The organism is Mucilaginibacter sp. Bleaf8 (assembly GCF_018390515.1).
Taxonomy (GTDB): domain Bacteria; phylum Bacteroidota; class Bacteroidia; order Sphingobacteriales; family Sphingobacteriaceae; genus Mucilaginibacter.
The window spans coordinates 1,115,107-1,132,995 of sequence record NZ_JAHBBK010000001.1 but is presented as its reverse complement, the minus strand read 5'-3'; the positions used below and the strand labels follow the sequence as shown (position 1 = coordinate 1,132,995).

Below are 17,889 nucleotides of genomic sequence, written 5' to 3'. Positions count from 1 at the left end.
ACATTGAGCCTGTCTATTTATCCACTGAAAACTGTTTGGAATTAATTGGACAAGTTGGGGAAGTACTGCTGCGGATTGAGATTGATATTGTGATTAATGCGGATTGCAATCGATATATAAGGCTATAAACCCATTATATTTTTTCGATAACGGTGTTTTTTAGAGCATTGATATACAGTGTCTTGTGTTTTGAAAAAGCTTAAAAAGCTTAAATTTTTGATAAAGAAGAATAAGCTGCTGTTTTTGTGAACTTAATTTGCATCATGTTTATTAAGGAGACGTGTGATGCTTGTCGCAGGTTTCAATTATAAGTATACCAATTAACCGAATTAAACTTACCGACAATTGTAAAAGTTAGGATTAAGCTCAATGCTTTACTGGCGGGGCTTTTTGCTTGATTTTACCGTTTGTGACTGGTGATATTGTTATTAACCGAATGAGAAGAATAATACTTTGTATTGTATTTGCCGTTAGTTTTTTGCAGACCAGAGCTGCAGAGATTACCCGTGTTGAGCCTGCCAGCTGGTGGACCGGTATGAAAAATACTACCCTCCAGGTTATGGTGTATGGTAAGGGCATTGGTAAAACACAGCCATCTTTTACTTATCCCGGTATTACCGTTAAGGAAATTGCCCGCACCGATAATCCCAACTATCTTTTTATTTACCTCAATATTGCGCCTGCTACCAAGCCCGGCACTATCAAAATGCAGTTTAAGCAAGGGCAGCAAACCCTGAGTTATAACTACCAATTACTGGCACGTACGCACAAAGAGGGTGCGGCCGGTTTTAGTCAGGCTGATGTTATGTACCTGATTACACCCGACCGTTTTGCTAATGGCAATGCAGGGAACGATGCTTTAGAAGATGTTCAGGTAAACCGCCAGGATCCAAACGCACGCCATGGTGGCGATTTAGAGGGTATTGCTCAGCATCTGGATTATATCAAAAACCTGGGCTTTACCACCGTATGGCTTAATCCGGTTCAGGAAAACAGAATGCCCGGCGGCTCATACCATGGCTATGCCATTACCGATTTTTACAACATTGACCCGCGCTTTGGAACCAACACGCAGTTTCGTGACCTGACTGCCAGCATGCACCGCAAAGGCATGAAAGTGGTGATGGATATGATTTTTAACCACTGCGGCAGCTCCCACTGGTGGATGAATGACTTGCCATCGAAAGACTGGATTAATAACAATAGCGGCAACTATGTGCAAACCAACCATGCCAAATACACACTGATGGACCCGCATGCGGCTCCTATTGATAAGGATATACTGATTAACGGCTGGTTTGTAAAAGAAATGCCCGATCTGAATCAGCGTAACCGCCACTTGGCTACTTACCTTATTCAGAATAGTATCTGGTGGATTGAATATGCCCGTATTGATGGCATCCGTCAGGATACCTATCCATACCCCGATTACGATTTTATGGCCCGTTGGTGTAAGGAAGTTCAGGCCGAGTATCCGCAGTTTAACATTGTAGGCGAATCGTGGTATGGCCGTTCTTCTGCATCATCATGGTGGCAAAAAGGTTCGGCACTTAATAAAACCGGAAATACTTACCTGAAAACAGTGATGGATTTTCCATTAACGTTTATTGCCAATAATGCTTTTGATTATACCAAGAACGATGAGGTAGGAGAGGGTAGTCCGCTATTTAAGATTTATGAGGAGATTGCACAGGATTTTATGTTTGCAGACCAGAGCAATATCCTGACCTTTCTGGATAATCATGATCTGGATCGTTTTGCCCGCAGCGATGATCCCGACCTGCGCCGGTATAAGCAAGCCCTTGCCTTTTTGCTTACTACCCGTGGCATACCACAAATTTATTACGGTACCGAAATTTTGATGGACGGCAAAAAAGCCAAAAGTGACGGCTATGTACGCACCGATTTTCCGGGTGGCTGGAACGGCGACCAAACAGACGCCTTTACCGCTGGTGGCCGTACGGCTAAGCAGAATGAGGCCTGGGATTATATGCAAAAACTATTGCAGTGGCGTAAAGGTAACCAGGCCATAGCCCAGGGCAAACTGATACACTATGTGGTTGATGGCACCGGCGTGTATGTGTATGCCCGTATCAAAGATGATAAAACCGTGCTGGTGATGCTGAACGGAACAAATTCAGACAAAACCGTGCAGATGAACCGCTTTGTGGATGTGATTAAAGGCAACACCCAGGGGCGCGATGTAATAACAGGTAAGCAGATGCCCGTAACCCAAAATGTGACTGTGCCGGCCAAAGGCGAGTACATTCTTGAACTAACCAAATAAACCCTGATTATATGACCCAATTATTCCCCATCCTAAAAATCAATACCACCTGAGAAAGTAAACAGTCAAATTTCAAATTAATGGGCAGTATGCACTGTCCAACAGGATCCCTATTAACCAATTATTTTATAACTACTAAGTTTTTACAGCAAAATTTAAGTTGTATGAAGCAAAACTATCTTAAAAAATACATGCTTGTTTGCGTGGCGCTTGTACTGAGCAGTATAGCCGCCTATGCCCAAACAGGTGCTATCACCGGTACAGTGCTCGACGAAAAAGGCGAAACTTTACCCGGTGTTAGCGTAAGCATTACTGGTACTACCCAGGGTGCAACTACATCTATTGACGGTGTTTACCGCATTAATAATGTTAAGCCGGGCACCTACACAGTGTCTGCCCAGTTTGTAGGGTATTCGGCATTAAAAAAATCAGTTACCGTAACTGCAGGTGCAGCCGTTACCGAAAACTTTCAGCTAACGCCCGAAAGCAAATCACTGAATGAAGTGGTGGTGATCGGCTACGGTACGTCTACGCGTAAAGAAGCTACCGGTGCAATATCAACCGTATCATCTAAAGACTTCCAGAAAGGGACCACTACCACCCCGGCCGAGCTTATCCAAGGCAAAGTGGCAGGCGTAGCGGTTACTACCAATGGTGGTCAGCCGGGCTCAGGTGCTACTATCCGTATCCGCCAGGGGGCTTCTATAAATGCCAGCAACGATCCTTTGATTGTGATTGATGGTGTGCCGGTAAGCAACAGCGGTATCTCAGGCGCGTCAAACCCGCTTGCTTTGATCAATCCCGATGATATCGAATCTTTCACTGTATTGAAGGATGCTGCATCAACCGCTATTTATGGTTCCAGGGCATCTAACGGTGTTATTATCATCACCACTAAAAAAGGTACATCAGGTGCGCCGCAATTCACTTTCTCAACCAAAAACTCAATCGGGACTATCCGTAATAAGGTGGATGTATTGAGCGCTGATGAAATACGCAACTATGTTAAAGCGTATGACGCAGCCAACGGTACCAACAGATCTTCTTATTTGGGTACAGCCAACACCGACTGGCAAGACGAAATTTACCGTAGTGCCTTCACTTCTGATAACAACTTCAGCGTATCGGGTACAACCAAAAAAGTTCCGTACCGTATATCAGTTGGTTACCTGGATGCTAACGGTTTAGTAAAAACCGATAATTTAAAACGTACCACAGCAGCAATCCGTTTAAGCCCAAAGTTTTTCAACGATGCTTTGAAGCTTGATTTCAACCTGAATGGTACTTATGCAAAAAGCCGTTTCGGTAATCAGGACGCTATTGGCGCTGCCGTAATTTTTGATCCAACCCAGCCTGTTTATAACGCTGCAAGTCCGTTTAACGGTTATACAGAGTGGTATACTACTGGCAGCAATGGTGTAATTAACTTAAATCCAAACGCGCCCCGCAACCCGGTTGCTTTGTTGAACGACAAACAAGATGGGGCTGATACTTACCGCAGCTTTGGTAACTTCACAGCCGATTACCGTTTTCCGTTCCTGAAAGCTTTGCGTGCTAACCTGAACTTAGGCTACGATTTGTCGAAAGGTGCAGGTAGCGTATTTGTGCCGGCTACTGCTGCACAGTCATATTCAACTGCCGGTTCAAGCTATCAATCGCACCAGAAAAATTATAACACCACCGGCGAATTCTACCTGAACTATACCAGTGATATTAAATCAATCAAGAGCAATATCAACGCAACTGCGGGTTATGGTTACTACGATTTCCGTACTGTTAACCGTAACTACCCACGTTACTCGGCAGCAGGTGCTTTAATTGACGGTAGCATGCCGGTTTTTGCATACGATATTCCGCGTAATACGCTTGAATCATATTATGGCCGTTTGATTTATACATTCAATACCAAGTATATCTTTGCCGGTTCGATCCGTACGGATGGTGTGTCTCGTTTTTCACCGGATAAGCGCTGGGGTGTATTCCCGTCAGCAGCGTTCACCTGGCGTATCAGCGATGAGAACTTCCTTAAAGAATCCAAGACTGTATCTGACCTGAAACTGCGTGTAAGCTATGGTGTTACCGGTCAGCAGGATTTGGGTAATGATTACCTGTACCGTTACCTGCCAACTTATTACTTGAGTAATAATGATTCGCAGTACCAGTTTGGTAATCAGTTTTACAACATGTATACGCCGAACTTTTTTGATAACAGCTTAAAATGGGAAACTACGCAAACCACTAACGTGGGTTTCGATTTTGGTTTCTTTAACCAGCGCATCAGCGGTAGCATTGATGCTTATTACAAAAACACCAAAGACCTGTTATCATACGTGTTGATACCAGCTGGTACCAACTTTACTAACGGTTTGGTAACCAACGTAGGTAACATGGTGAACCGCGGTATTGAGTTAAACCTGAATGCAGTTGCAGTTAAAACCAAAGACATTAACTGGACCGTTAACTATAACATTGCTTACAACTATAACAGAATCACTAACCTGGCTGTGAACGGTAACAACAACAGCTCGGTAGGTAACCTGGTTGGCGGCATTGCAGGTGGTACCGGTACTACTGTGCAAATCCAGTCGGTAGGTTATTCACCAAATGCATTTTATGTATACCAGCAGGTGTATGACTCTAAAACTGGCAAGCCGCTGCAAGGCGTGTTTGTAGACCGTAACGGTGATGGCGAAGTAAACAGCAGTGATCTGTACCAGTACAAATCGCCGTTCCCTAAATTTATTATGGGCTTCAACACGGCGTTCAACTACAAAAAATGGACATTAAGCACCCTTTTACGTGCCAACATCGGTAACTATCTTTACAATAACGTTGCCTCAAACTTAGGTACGCAAAACGTGCTGATCAGCACTGCGGGTAACTTTAATAACAATGCTAACCGCGACATTCTGAACACTGGGTTCACTAACAGTACTTACCTGTCTGACTACTATGTGCAAAACGCATCTTTCCTGAGAATGGACAACGCCGGTTTGGCTTATGACTTTGGTAAAGTATACAAAGGTTTAAGGTTAAATATTGGTGCCAACGTGCAGAATGTGTTTGTGATCACCAAGTATAAAGGTCTGGATCCTGAGATTTCAGGTGGTATCGATAATCGCTTTTATCCAAGACCAAGAACTTATACTTTAAGCTTAAACCTGGGTTTTTAAACTAATTAAAGATTAGAGAAGATATTATGAAAAAGAATATAGTAAGATTTTTAAGCCTCACTGCTTTATGCACTATAGGTTTAACATCCTGCAAAAAAGATCTGGACCGTATGCCAACCAATGCTACTACAAATGAAGCTGTGTTTAGCACACCGGTAGGATACAAGCAAGCGCTTGCAAAAGTATACGGTGCATTTGCGCTTACCGGCAGCACCGGTTCGGGCAGTTCCGATTTGGGTAACATTGATGCCGGTACGTCTGATTTTGTGCGCTTATTCTGGAGCGCGCAGGAGTGGACTACAGAGGAAGCTCTTTGCGCCTGGAACAATACCGATGTGCCTGATTTTCATAACCTGAGCTGGAGCAGTAACAACACCTTGCTTAATGGTTTGTACAACCGTTGCGTATACCAGATTACGGTAGCCAACGCATTCATCAAAGAATCAACTGATGAGAAATTAAGCAGCCGTGGTATTACCGGTACCGATGCCGAAAACATACGCCACTACCGTGCGGAGGCTCGTTTTTTAAGAGCTTACCAGTATTGGGTGTTAATGGATCTGTTTGGCAACCCACCGTTTATTGATGAAAACTCACCAATTGGCGATAAAAGCTTCTTTCCAGCACGCATTACCAGAGATAAGCTGTTTGCTTATATCGAATCAGAACTGAAAGCTTTAGAAACACAGTTAGTAGCACCCCGCCAAAATGAGTATGGCCGTGCCGATCAGGCTGCTGCATGGGCATTGCTAGCCCGTATGTACCTGAATGCAGAGGTTTACTTAGGTAGCGGTAATGCTAAATATACAGATGCTATTACCTATGCAAACAAGGTTATTGGTGCTGGTTACACCCTGCAATCAAGCTATCAGAAATTGTTTTTGGCAGATAACAATGTAGGCAACACCGAAACCATCCTGTCTGTAAACTATGATGGTGTAAATACACAAAATTATGGAGGTACAACCTTTATTATCAATGCTTCTGTAAATTCTGATATGGGGCCGGCCAACTATGGTATCCCTAACGGTGGCTGGGGTGGTAACCGCAGTACCCGCAATTTGCCGCTGTTGTTCAGCGATCGGAGCGGTAATACGGACAAACGTGCTATTTTCTATGGATCAAACCTGGAGATCAGCAACGTGAACGATTTTACCCAGGGGGTGGCCGTGGTTAAATTTAAAAACCTGTTATCTGACGGTAAAGCAGCACCATCATCAGGTGGTACCTTCTGTTCTACAGACTTTCCGCTGTTCCGTTTGGGCGAAATGTATCTGGTTTATGCTGAAGCTACATTAAGAGGTGGCACAGGTGGTAATAACAACACCGCTTTGCAATACATTAACCAGTTGCGTACCCGTGCTTACAATGGAAGCACCAACGGCAATGTAAGCAGCATTACATTAAACAGTATTTTAGATGAAAGAGGTCGTGAATTGTACTGGGAAGGTTTCCGCCGCACGGATTTAATTCGCTATGGCTTATTCACATCAGGTTCGTACCTGTGGCCATGGAAAGGCGGCGTGCGCGATGGCAGAGGTGTACAAGCTACCCGTAACCTGTTTCCTATACCCAACAGTGATATTACCAATAACCCTAATCTGCAACAGAACCCGGGATATTAATTGACCTGTAGCCTGCTTTGCGTAAGTAAGGCAGGCTACTAACCAAACACAGGCTTAATTATGAAAAAGATATTTATCTCCATTTTAGCACTGAGCAGTATCATGCTGCTCATGCTGTCATCATGCAAAAAGGATGAAACCAAAGCCTACTCCTCATTAGGGAGTACAGGTACACTTACGGCAAGCACTACAGCACCGGCTCTGTCATTAGAAACAGCAGCAAACACAGCAGTGACTTTTAGTTTTCCCGAAACCTCTGTTAGTGGTACAAAGGCTGTAGTAACCTATACGCTGCAGGTTGATAAGAAAGGTAATAATTTTACCCGTCCAACCGAAATTGCAGCAGCGGTTCCATCTACTGTTATTACTGTTGATGCGCTAAACACAGCCTTGCATAATTTAGGTTTAGCCGATGGTGTAGAAACACAGGTAGAAATAAGAGTTAAATCGGCAATAGCTGCCAACGCTGATGCTACCTACTCAAACGCACTAACTTTAACCGTTACACCGTATTCTAAAACATCGTACTTATATCTGCCCGGATCTTATCAGGGATGGAATCCTGCTTCTGATGATATTCAGACTATCAGTTCTCCTACCAGTAATAAAATTTATGATGGTGAGGTAACTTTTACAAGTAATGATGCTACTGTTTTGTTCAAGTTTACTACCGGTAAAACATGGGATGAAAACTATGGGGGCGTTGCTGGCAAACTTATCGCCGGCGGTGATACCAATATTCCGGTTGCACCAGGTAAGTATAAAATACATGTAGATCTTAACACCATGTCTTATACTATCGACAAGTTATAAAGCAGCTCTTTAATTTATTGTAGCCATCATGGAGAGACTGCCAAAAGCGAATGTCTTTTTATGATGGCTATTTTTTGTCTTAAATAAAAAATAAACTCATGAACAAACCATTGTTAAGAGCATTTTCTATATCATTCTTAACTGCTTTGTTAGCCGGAACAGCTTATGCGCAAAGCGGGGCCGTAAAGAGCGCGGGCAACGTCAGCAACGTTCAAATAAATGGGCAGCAGGTTAAAATAGCCACCCAAAATGCCTTTGCCGAGGTTACGGTGTACAGTCCGTCGGTCATCAGAATGCGTGTGGATAAACAGCCCTTAGCGGCCGATTTTTCATTCGCCGTGATTGCCAAGCCACAGCAAACCAAGGCTACCATCAACCAAAATGATAACGAGGTAAGCATCACTACCGACTCGTTAAAACTCATAATCAGCAAAAAACCTTTCGCTGCTACGTTTTACACGCTGGATGGTAAAGTGATCAGTCAGGATGAGAAAGGCTTGTCAACATCCTGGGTAAATGAATCGGTAACCACCTATAAGCACATGCAGGATGGTGAGCACTTCATTGGTCTGGGCGAAAAGACAGGCAACTTGGATCGCAAGGGTAACGGCTATACCAACTGGAACTCCGATACCTTCGGTTACCGTACCGATCAGGACCCAATCTATTCAACCATCCCGTTCTATATCGGTGTTCACCACAACCTGAACTACGGTATATTTATGGATAATACCTACCAAAGCGACTTTAACTTTGGCGCCAGCAACAACCGTTTCTCATCATTCGGGGCACATGGTGGCGAAATGAATTATTATTTCATTTACCACAAGCATCTGACTGACATCATCACCTCATATACGGCTTTAACCGGTCGCATGAAAATGCCGCCGTTGTGGAGCCTGGGCTATCAGCAAAACCGCTACAGCTACTATCCTGATACGGAGGTTTATCGCATAGCGCAAACCCTGCGCGAAAAGAAAATACCGGCCGATGGTATCACGCTGGATATCCACTACATGGATAAATACAAAGTATTTACCTGGGATAAAAATCGTTTTCCTGATCCGGCTAAACTGACTGCCAGGTTAAAAGATATGGGTTTGAAGCTGACCCTGATTGTGGACCCCGGCGTGAAAACCGAACAGGGTTACCCAGTATTTGAGGACGGCTTGAAAAACAACATTTTCATCAAATACAGCGACAGCACCAACTATACCGGCGAGGTATGGCCGGGCTGGTGCCATTTTCCCGATTTTACCGGCGAAAAGGGACGTAACTGGTGGCATACGCAAATAAAAAAATATGCTGATGTAGGCGTAAGCGGCATCTGGAATGATATGAATGAGATATCAACCTGGGGCCAGAAAATGCCGGATAACGTAATTTTTAATTATGAAGGGCAAAACGCATCTCACCTGCAGGCCCACAACGTTTATGGTTTGGAGATGGCTCGTGCCAGTTATGAAGGTTACCGGAAAGCGCTGAACAACAAGCGTCCGTTCATATTAACCCGCTCTGGTTATGCTGGTTTGCAACGCTACACCGCCATCTGGACCGGTGATAACCGTGCCGAAGATGACCACATGCTGTTAGGCGTACGCTTGTTAAGCAGTTTGGGTTTAAGCGGGGTGCCGTTTACCGGGATGGATATAGGCGGTTTTACCGGCAATCCAACGGTGGCTTTGTATACCCGCTGGATGCAGATAGGGGCCTTTAGTCCGTATTTCCGTAACCATACCGGGGTTAATACCAAGTCGGCCGAGCCGTGGGCTTTTGGAGAAGAAGCGCTGGAAGTCGCCCGTAACTATATCAACCTGCGTTACCGTTTACTGCCTTATTTGTATTCATCCTTTTATGAGGCTACCCAAAATGGGCACCCGGTGGTACGCTCGCTGGCTATTAACTATACTCACGATCAAAGAATATATAGCGCCCAGTTCCAGAACCAGTATGAGTTTGGCAACGGTTTTATGATTGCGCCGTTCACCAGTGCGGATACTTACGGCACCGTATACTTTCCGGAAGGCAATTGGTATGATTTATACAATGATGCCCTGATTACCGGCAAGCAGGAAAAAATGATGCGTGTTACTACGCAAAAATTACCGGTGTTTGTAAAAGAAAGCAGCATTATCCCGATGCAATCGCTGGTGCAAAGCACTGCTGAAAAACCTACTGATACGTTAACCGTACATGTTTACAAAGGCAACCGTAACAATAGCTTTGTTTACTATGAAGATGACGGTGAAAGCTACAACTACGAAAACGGTACTTTTTATAAAAGGACCATTGCTTATGATGCCGTTAAAAAGCAGATTGTATTTGCCAAAGCAGAGGGTAGCTTAAGCTCCAAATTCAAGTACATCAAAGTACAGTTACATGGCTTTGCTGATAATGATAAAATTGCGCTCAATACTAAATCGGCCAATACAAAAACCGAATTTGTATCCTTTTTAACACCCGTATCCTCGTTTGATCCGCAAGGCGTAATTAATGCGGCCGAAGGGCACAATGTTAAAACTATAACCATGAGCAACAGCAGCAACCAGATGGTATTATCGTACTAATCTTTTGCATAGCTATGCATTGCCCCCGGTGCTGATTGTTTTTAGCGCCGGGGGCTTTTCTGTTATTATTATTGCTTAATACCCATTACTTTTGCGCATGTTTAACTGCCAATTTATGAGATTTGTTTCTTCGTGTATTTTATTGATAATACTGTGCGGGCAAGCTGCTTTTTCATTTTCGGGCGACCCGGATCTGATAGACAAACTTAAAGCGGAGATCAATAAAAAAAGCACTTATGATCAGCAAAAAGAAACGGCAATTAAACAGTTGAAAAATCAGCTGCATCAAACCCCGGCAGCCAACGCCGAGCAGCAGTTTAATTTTTGCAACCGCATTTACGAAGAATACAGATCTTACCAGTATGATTCGGCTTACGTATATGCCGATAAAATGCAGGCGCTAAGCCAGCAAATGGACAACAAGGTACGGACTGATTATGCAAAGCTGAAAGTGACTTTCATCCTGCTTTCATCAGGTTTGTTTAAAGAGGCATTTGATAACCTGGAAGGGATTGATGTTCGCCGCATGCCCGACAGTGTGAAACTGGAGTACTATACATTGCTTACCCGGGCTAATTATGATATTGCCGCGTTTAATAACGACAGGCATTACTCGCCCAATTATGTGGTGCTGGCCAATAAGTATATCGACTCGGCCATTGCCATCAGCAGTGCCGGTTCTTTTGACCGTATATATTTTACAGGTTACAAAGCTTATAAAAACAAGCAATACGAGGTTGCCGAAATAGAGTTTAATAATTTACTGAAGCGCAAGCTTGATCGCCACCAGTACGCCATTGTTACATCAACTTTAAGTAAGTTGTACATGGATTCTAACCCGCAAAAGGGTACCGATTTGCTTATAGAGGCGGCTATCGGCGATATTCAGTCGTCCACCAAAGAAACGGTTGCCTTACTGTGGCTGGCCGAACTCCTATACAAAAATGGAGACACCAAAAATGCGTACGACTTTTTGCAGCAGGCAATGGCCGACGCGGAGTTTTACGGCGCCCGCCAGCGTCAGTTCCAGATCAGCGCTGTCTTGCCCATTGTGGCGGCACAGCAGCTAACGTATTCCGAAAAGGAGCGAACCCGTTTCCTGACCTACCTGGTACTGATCACTGTTTTGGCGCTGGGTGTAATTGCAATTACCATCCAGTTGTTTAAACAATTGAAAATGGTACAGGCTAAAGAAAAGATAATTGAAGATAAGAATACGGAGCTGGAAGCCATTAACGGCAAACTGCAGGAAGATACCCGTATTAAGGAAGATTATATTGGCTATTTCTTTAACGTAATCTCGGGCTATATATCTAAGCTCGAAAAGCTGAAGCACTCTATAGATACCAAGTTATCAATCAAAAAGTATGATGATATCCAGGTAACCATCAATAACATCAATATTAAAAAAGAACGCGAAACGCTGTTTTATACCTTCGATCATGTGTTCCTGAAGATATTCCCAAACTTTATCACCGCATTCAATTCCCTGTTTGCCGAAAAAGACCAGATATGGCCTAAAGAACACGAAGTACTCACCACTGACTTGCGCATTTTTGCCCTGATGCGTTTAGGAATTACCGATGTAGAGGCAGTAGCCAATATTCTGGAATACTCGGAGAAAACCATTTACGTATACAAAATGCGTATCAAGGCCAAAGCCCTGGTGCATGGCGAAGAGTTTGATGCCCGTGTAATGGCTATTAAAGCAGTGGATACACCACAGGCTGTATAAGTAATGATTGATTACAAAACAAAAGAGCCGGCCTTGGCAATCAGGTCGGCTCTTTCGTTTTACACTATTTTATATCAGTCATGATACAGCGTGTCATTAAGTGATTTGAGGCGGAAGGCCAGTAAGTCGTTAAACTTATTTCTGATGCCAAAGTTACAATCGTTTGATGAGTAACTTATGGGTAGTGCCAACGGTTTTATTTAAGTGCATATGGCATACATTGCCAGTTTAACAGGTTAAATAAAATTAATTAAAACTTTCAGTAAGTTTTGAAAGTTTAAGATAATATGTACATTTGTATATGGAATTACCGGAAGCTAAGCAGAAGTTTATAGAGGCTTGGGGAAAGTTAGGTTCTGAGTGGGGCATTAACCGCACTATGGCACAAGTACACGCCTTGTTGCTGATTACGCCTGGTGAACTGACCACCGAAGAGATAATGGCGCAGCTAAGCATATCGCGCGGTAATGCTAACATGACCCTGCGCGATTTGATGGGATGGGGACTGGTAGAAAAGAAGCACCGCCCCGGCGAGCGCAAAGAATACTTTTATGCAGATAAAGATACCTGGAACATTGCCCGCCAGGTAGCCAAGGAGCGGCGAAGGCGCGAACTTGAGCCTGTACTTAAACTGTTAGATGAGCTGAGCACGGTAGAAGGAGATGCAAAAAATGAAGAGTTCAGGACCTTTAATAAGACGGTAACCGATATCAATAAACTGGCCAAGAATGTAGACCGTACATTCGAAACCATGCTCAAGGCTGAAGAGAACTGGTTTTGGGGATCGATTTTAAAAGTCTTTAAATAGGCTTTTTTATTTGATAGCATATTTCAATAATTTCTGAAAATTCAATAATAATTAAAATGGCGACCTTGAAGAACTACCAGATATTATTTGATGCCGAGTGCCCCATGTGCAAATTGTACACCAAGGCATTGGTTCAAACAGGGATTTTGGATGAAGAGGGCAGGGCGGCTTACCAGTCGCTTGCGCCTGATGCCTGCCCAATGGTAGACCGTCAGCGTGCCGTCAATGAAATAGCACTCATTAATCAGCAAACAGGCGAGGTTACCTACGGTATACACAGCCTGTTCAAAGTGTTCGGCGAGGCCATGCCGGTTTTTAAACCCCTGTTCTCATTTGGCCCTTTTGTGTGGTTAATGAGTAAGGTTTATGCTTTTATATCGTATAACCGCCGGGTAATTGTACCTGCACCTGTCAACAGCGATGCTTTTGCCTTGCAACCAACATTTAAATTGCATTACCGGCTTGCTTACCTGCTTTTTACCTGGGCAGTTACCTCCTGTATTCTCACCCAATATGCAGCTCTGCTGCAGGGTGTAGTACCTGTCGGTAACAGCTACCGCGAGTACCTGATTTGCGGTGGGCAAGTATTGTTTCAGGGTGCTATTGTAGCGCTTATTGCTCCCAAAAAAGCATGGAGCTATCTCGGCAATATGATGACCATTTCTTTTGGCGGCGCTTTGTTGTTGCTCCCGGTGTGGTTACTGTCTGGCTGGATAGGGCATCACCCGGTTTTTTATGCAGGTTATTTTATGCTGGTAGCGGGGCTGATGTTTTTGGAACATATACGCCGTACCAAACTATTGCAACTTGGCTGGGCACTCACGTTAAGCTGGGCAGTATACAGATTAATGATTTTAGTTATCATCTTATTTTAATCTTAATGTTATGCAATACAACAAGATCGTCTTGGCCGGCGGTAACGGCTACTTAGGGCAGGTATTGGCTGCCCATTATGCCCCCCTTGCCAAAGAGATAGTGATATTAGGCCGTAGCGAAAAAGCTGCGCAAGGGAACATTGCCACTATAGTATGGGATGGCCGCAATGAAGGCGAGTGGGTAAACAGTTTAGAAGGCGCAGACATGCTGATAAACCTTTGCGGCAAAAATGTGAACTGCAGGTACACAGCCAAAAACCGTGCAGAAATTATCAATTCCAGAGTGGTGCCCACCCAACTATTAGGGCAGGTAATTGCCGGGCTGCAAAACCCGCCCCGGCTTTGGATCAATGTAACATCAGCCACCATTTACCGCCATGCAGAAGACCATGCACAGGATGAAGAAACCGGCCAAATTGGTTACGGTTTTTCTATAGACGTATGTCGCCAGTGGGAAGCCGCCTTTTTTAATTGCAGTACGCCCGCTACCCGGCAAGTAGCGCTACGTATGGGTATAGTGCTGGGCCGTAAAGATGGCGTGTTTCCGCGCCTGCTTAATCTGGTAAAGTTGGGTATGGGTGGTAGGCAGGGCGATGGTCAGCAATATGTGGCCTGGGTTCACGAACAGGATGTGGCTCACAGTACCGAATGGTTGCTACAACATTCCGAAATAAGCGGTGTGGTTAACTGCACCGCACCAGTAGCTGTTAAAAATACCGATTTGATGCAAGCCTTGCGTAAAGCCTACGGCGTCCCCATCGGCTTACCTACACCTGCCTGGCTGCTGGAAATAGGCGCAGTAGTAATAGGTACCGAAACTGAGCTGATACTGAAAAGCCGCTGGGTAGCGCCTAAACGTTTGCTGGACAGTGGTTATCACTTCCGGTTCTCTGAAGCCGATCATGCCATTAAAGATATATTAAGTCTCAGGGTTTAAGAAAACCAATACAACCTAAACCTTATCACTTCAACCATAAACACACTTTATCATGAAACAACTTTTTACGCCTAAGATCAATGGCTTTTTAGTGGCCAACCTGGTAGCTCTCACTATCCTGGGCATCACTATGGCAGTAGCATCCAGTTCTGATGGCATGTCGGGGAAATCGAACTTGTACATTTTTTCAGAGTTTGTTATTATTCCTATGCTCATAGGTATTATCAGCGCCTCGTTTTGGAGAAATCTGAATTTAAATAGCCGGAAATTAACCAGCTACTCATTTTACAATACTATGATAGCTGTCTTTTTAAGTGGCGTTTTTTTAGAAGAGGGAGTAATTTGCCTCATTATTGTATCGCCCCTGTTATGGGTATTTACCCTCGCCGGTACCTTTTTAGGGCGTAAAATGTTCAGAAAGAATAATCAAAAGCTCAATATTAGTATAGTATCATTAATGCTGGCTGTGTTTATTGCCGACGCCCGGTCTGAGCATCATTATGAAAATGAAGTTTCGGATGTGGTGGTGATCAACGCACCGGTAGCCGAAGTATGGCAGCATGTAGTAGCCTTTAAACGTATCGAAGAAAAAAACAAATACTGGCTGTTCAAGGCAGGTTTGCCAAGTCCGGTTGAGGCCACGGTAGATGGCTATCATGTGGGTGCCGGGCGCAAATGTATTTTCAGCAACGGCTATGTATTTGATGAAAAGATAGTGACGTACGATGAAAACCGTAATCTCACTTTTGATATTACCCGCCAGCCCCGTGATCCTGAAATAATGGGGCATATAGATATCTTGCGCGGTCAGTTCATACTGAAAGATAATGGCGATAATACCACCACCTTGATAGGTAACAGCTCGTACCGGTTATATGTATTTCCGGTATGGTATTATGATACTTGGGCACAAAGTATTGTGCGTAACGTACACCTGCGGGTAATGGCGCACATTAAGCAGCTGAGCGAAAATAAGTAAGTAGTGTTTTAAGTAGAAACAACAGCATGTTGTAAAAAGCCAATACGCCAAATCCTGCCAAACCAATTAGCCTCATCAGAGTTTTGTTTATTAAGTATGAATGAAATGATGCTGCAGGCCAACCCTGATTTTTATAAGATAGTTGTTGATAGTATTAAGGATTACGCTGTTTTTACCACCGATGCGCAGGGTGTGGTAACAAGCTGGAGCGCCGGGGCCGAAAAGGTGCTGTTATATATGGCCAATGAAATAATAGGCACGAGTGCAGATATTCTATACACACCAGAGGATATAGAACAGCATGCGCCGGCTTTGGAGATGGGTACCGCATTGAGAGAGGGCAAGGGTATTGATGAACGTTTTCATGTTAAAAAAGGAGGCAAGCGGTTTTGGGGCAGTGGCTTGGTGTTCCCGCTGTTTAATGAGGCGGGGCAGCATATGGGCTTTTCCAAAATCATGCGTAATATATCCGACGAGGAGCAGGCCCAGGCCAACCTGCGTGAAGAGCAGGAACTGGCTCAAACTATTGTATCAACTTACAACGAAAGTGTTGTTATATTAAATTCGCAACTGGAGGTAGTGAATGCTACACCAGAGTTTATCCGTTTTTTTAGTTTAAATAAGACTGATATTACCGGCAAGTTGCTTTTTGAAATATTAGATGGCGGTGTAAACCTGGCCGAGCTAAGAGCCGTACTGGACGAGATTGTAAAGGAACACCGCTTTCATCACGACTATGAGGTATCTTTTGAGCACCCTCAGCGTGGTGCAAGGAGCCTGCTTGTAAAGCCCCGGCGCATCTATCAGCCACCCAACCTGCTGTTCAGCTTAGAGTTTGCGGACCAGACTGATGACCGGGCTATAATGCAGGAAAAGGATATATTCATATCCGTAGCCAGTCATGAAATACGGACACCTGTATCGGTAATTAAAGCCTACGGCCAGCTCCTCGACCGCGAATTGCAGGAAGCCAAACCCATTATCAAAAAAGCGGTTGACAAAATTAACGAGCAAAGTAATTTTCTAAATTCACTTATTTCGGCCTTGCTCGATACATCTAAAATTACAACCGGTAAACTGCTACTGGATAAAGAAGTGTTTAACCTGTGCAGCCTGGTTAAAGAACAGGTGGAAAGTTTTGGGCTAACGGTTGCTCATCATAAAATTATACTTCAAAACGAGGCAGACAGTATGGTACTGGCTGATCGGGTGCGGACAGGCAGCGTGGTTACCAATTTATTATCCAATGCCGTAAAATATTCGCCAAAGGCCAATGAGGTGATGGTGAGTGTTGATGTTTCGGAGATGGAAGTTAAGGTGAGCGTTCAGGACTTTGGCCTGGGTATACCACAGCAGGATCAGCACAAGCTGTTTCAACGCTTTGGCCGAACAGAATCCATTAAAAAAACACGTATCCCCGGAACCGGCCTGGGCCTGCACCTGGCGGCCGAGATTATTAAAATGCAGGGCGGTACCATAAATTTTATTACAGAAGTAGGGCAGGGATCAACCTTTTACTTCACGCTTCCGCTTTATGATAAATAGTTGTTTTTACCTATAAGGCTTTTGCATGGCGGCACCAGAACCATTACGCCAGCTGTTGTGTTTTGTTGTACCGTTATTGTCACTGTTTTGCTGCTCTTACAAGCCGAAGGCTATGCAAGAGCAGCTGTGTTAAAAAAGCATCCTGATTTATCAAATCAAAACTCATCGGCAGTGCTTCGGCTATCAATGTATGGCGAAGCATAAAAGGTGACGGTATGCGTATCTTTATTTATCTCAAAAGTCCATTCTGAGGTTTGATCTGTTTTCTCGGTCCGGATATCTTCACAGGCAAAAGTGAAGTTGATATCAAGCACAACGCGAAAACTACCCTTGCCTGATGCTGCGTCAAACTTTACCCGGTCATACTTCATATTCGTGATATCCGGCGATCCGCTGAAGCGGTACTCGCGCTGAATTTCATATTTGAGCAGGTTATAGTTATCCGTGTTGGGTGCAAGTAGCTGAGTTAAATATGCGGTAACATCGTCCTTTTCGTCAGGCAAGGCATTGGCCTGTATAGTAAAGCTGTTCATGCTGTCAAAAGC

Annotated in this window: 12 protein-coding genes; 11 read left to right on the top strand and 1 reads right to left on the bottom strand. The window is 44.1% G+C overall.

What is annotated here, in order from left to right; genetic code table 11:
* Nucleotides 1-436: 436 nt before the first annotated feature.
* The 11 genes from KHS38_RS04995 (at nt 437) to KHS38_RS04945 (ending at nt 17,344) form a co-directional block, all read left to right on the top strand.
* Nucleotides 437-2,287, top strand: a complete 1,851-nt coding sequence (locus KHS38_RS04995; protein WP_213487401.1) for a glycoside hydrolase family 13 protein — start codon at nt 437-439, stop codon at nt 2,285-2,287.
* Nucleotides 2,288-2,451: 164 nt separating this feature from the next.
* Entirely contained in the window at nt 2,452-5,460 is a 3,009-nt protein-coding gene (locus KHS38_RS04990; RefSeq protein WP_213487400.1) for a SusC/RagA family TonB-linked outer membrane protein, read from the top strand.
* Nucleotides 5,461-5,486: 26 nt separating this feature from the next.
* Nucleotides 5,487-7,085: a RagB/SusD family nutrient uptake outer membrane protein gene (locus tag KHS38_RS04985; RefSeq protein ID WP_213487399.1), complete on the top strand. Its 1,599-nt coding sequence runs from the start codon at nt 5,487-5,489 to the stop codon at nt 7,083-7,085.
* Between the two features lie 60 nt (nt 7,086-7,145).
* Nucleotides 7,146-7,898 (top strand): SusE domain-containing protein, encoded by a 753-nt coding sequence (locus KHS38_RS04980; RefSeq protein ID WP_213487398.1) that lies wholly within the window; start codon nt 7,146-7,148, stop codon nt 7,896-7,898.
* A gap of 98 nt (nt 7,899-7,996) precedes the next feature.
* Entirely contained in the window at nt 7,997-10,465 is a 2,469-nt protein-coding gene (locus KHS38_RS04975) for a glycoside hydrolase family 31 protein (RefSeq protein WP_213487397.1), read from the top strand.
* A gap of 115 nt (nt 10,466-10,580) precedes the next feature.
* Nucleotides 10,581-12,200, top strand: coding sequence for a SusR family glycan utilization regulator (gene susR / locus KHS38_RS04970; protein ID WP_213487396.1), 1,620 nt, complete (start codon nt 10,581-10,583; stop codon nt 12,198-12,200).
* A 301-nt stretch (nt 12,201-12,501) separates the two neighbouring features.
* Nucleotides 12,502-13,008, top strand: a complete 507-nt coding sequence (locus tag KHS38_RS04965) for a GbsR/MarR family transcriptional regulator (RefSeq protein ID WP_213487395.1) — start codon at nt 12,502-12,504, stop codon at nt 13,006-13,008.
* 56 nt (nt 13,009-13,064) lie between these two features.
* The gene (locus KHS38_RS04960) at nt 13,065-13,883 is read left to right on the top strand and encodes a DUF393 domain-containing protein (RefSeq protein ID WP_213487394.1); all 819 of its coding nucleotides are present in this window, start codon (nt 13,065-13,067) and stop codon (nt 13,881-13,883) included.
* Nucleotides 13,884-13,893: 10 nt separating this feature from the next.
* A complete protein-coding gene (locus KHS38_RS04955; RefSeq protein ID WP_213487393.1) occupies nt 13,894-14,820 on the top strand; it encodes a TIGR01777 family oxidoreductase in 927 nt (308 codons plus the stop codon).
* A 52-nt stretch (nt 14,821-14,872) separates the two neighbouring features.
* A complete protein-coding gene (locus KHS38_RS04950; RefSeq protein ID WP_213487392.1) occupies nt 14,873-15,799 on the top strand; it encodes an SRPBCC family protein in 927 nt (308 codons plus the stop codon).
* A 96-nt stretch (nt 15,800-15,895) separates the two neighbouring features.
* Nucleotides 15,896-17,344: a sensor histidine kinase gene (locus tag KHS38_RS04945; protein WP_213487391.1), complete on the top strand. Its 1,449-nt coding sequence runs from the start codon at nt 15,896-15,898 to the stop codon at nt 17,342-17,344.
* 155 nt (nt 17,345-17,499) lie between these two features.
* Here KHS38_RS04945 and KHS38_RS04940 read toward each other — a convergent pair whose 3' ends face one another.
* A complete protein-coding gene (locus KHS38_RS04940; RefSeq protein ID WP_213487390.1) occupies nt 17,500-17,877 on the bottom strand; it encodes a hypothetical protein in 378 nt (125 codons plus the stop codon).
* Nucleotides 17,878-17,889 lie beyond the last annotated feature (12 nt).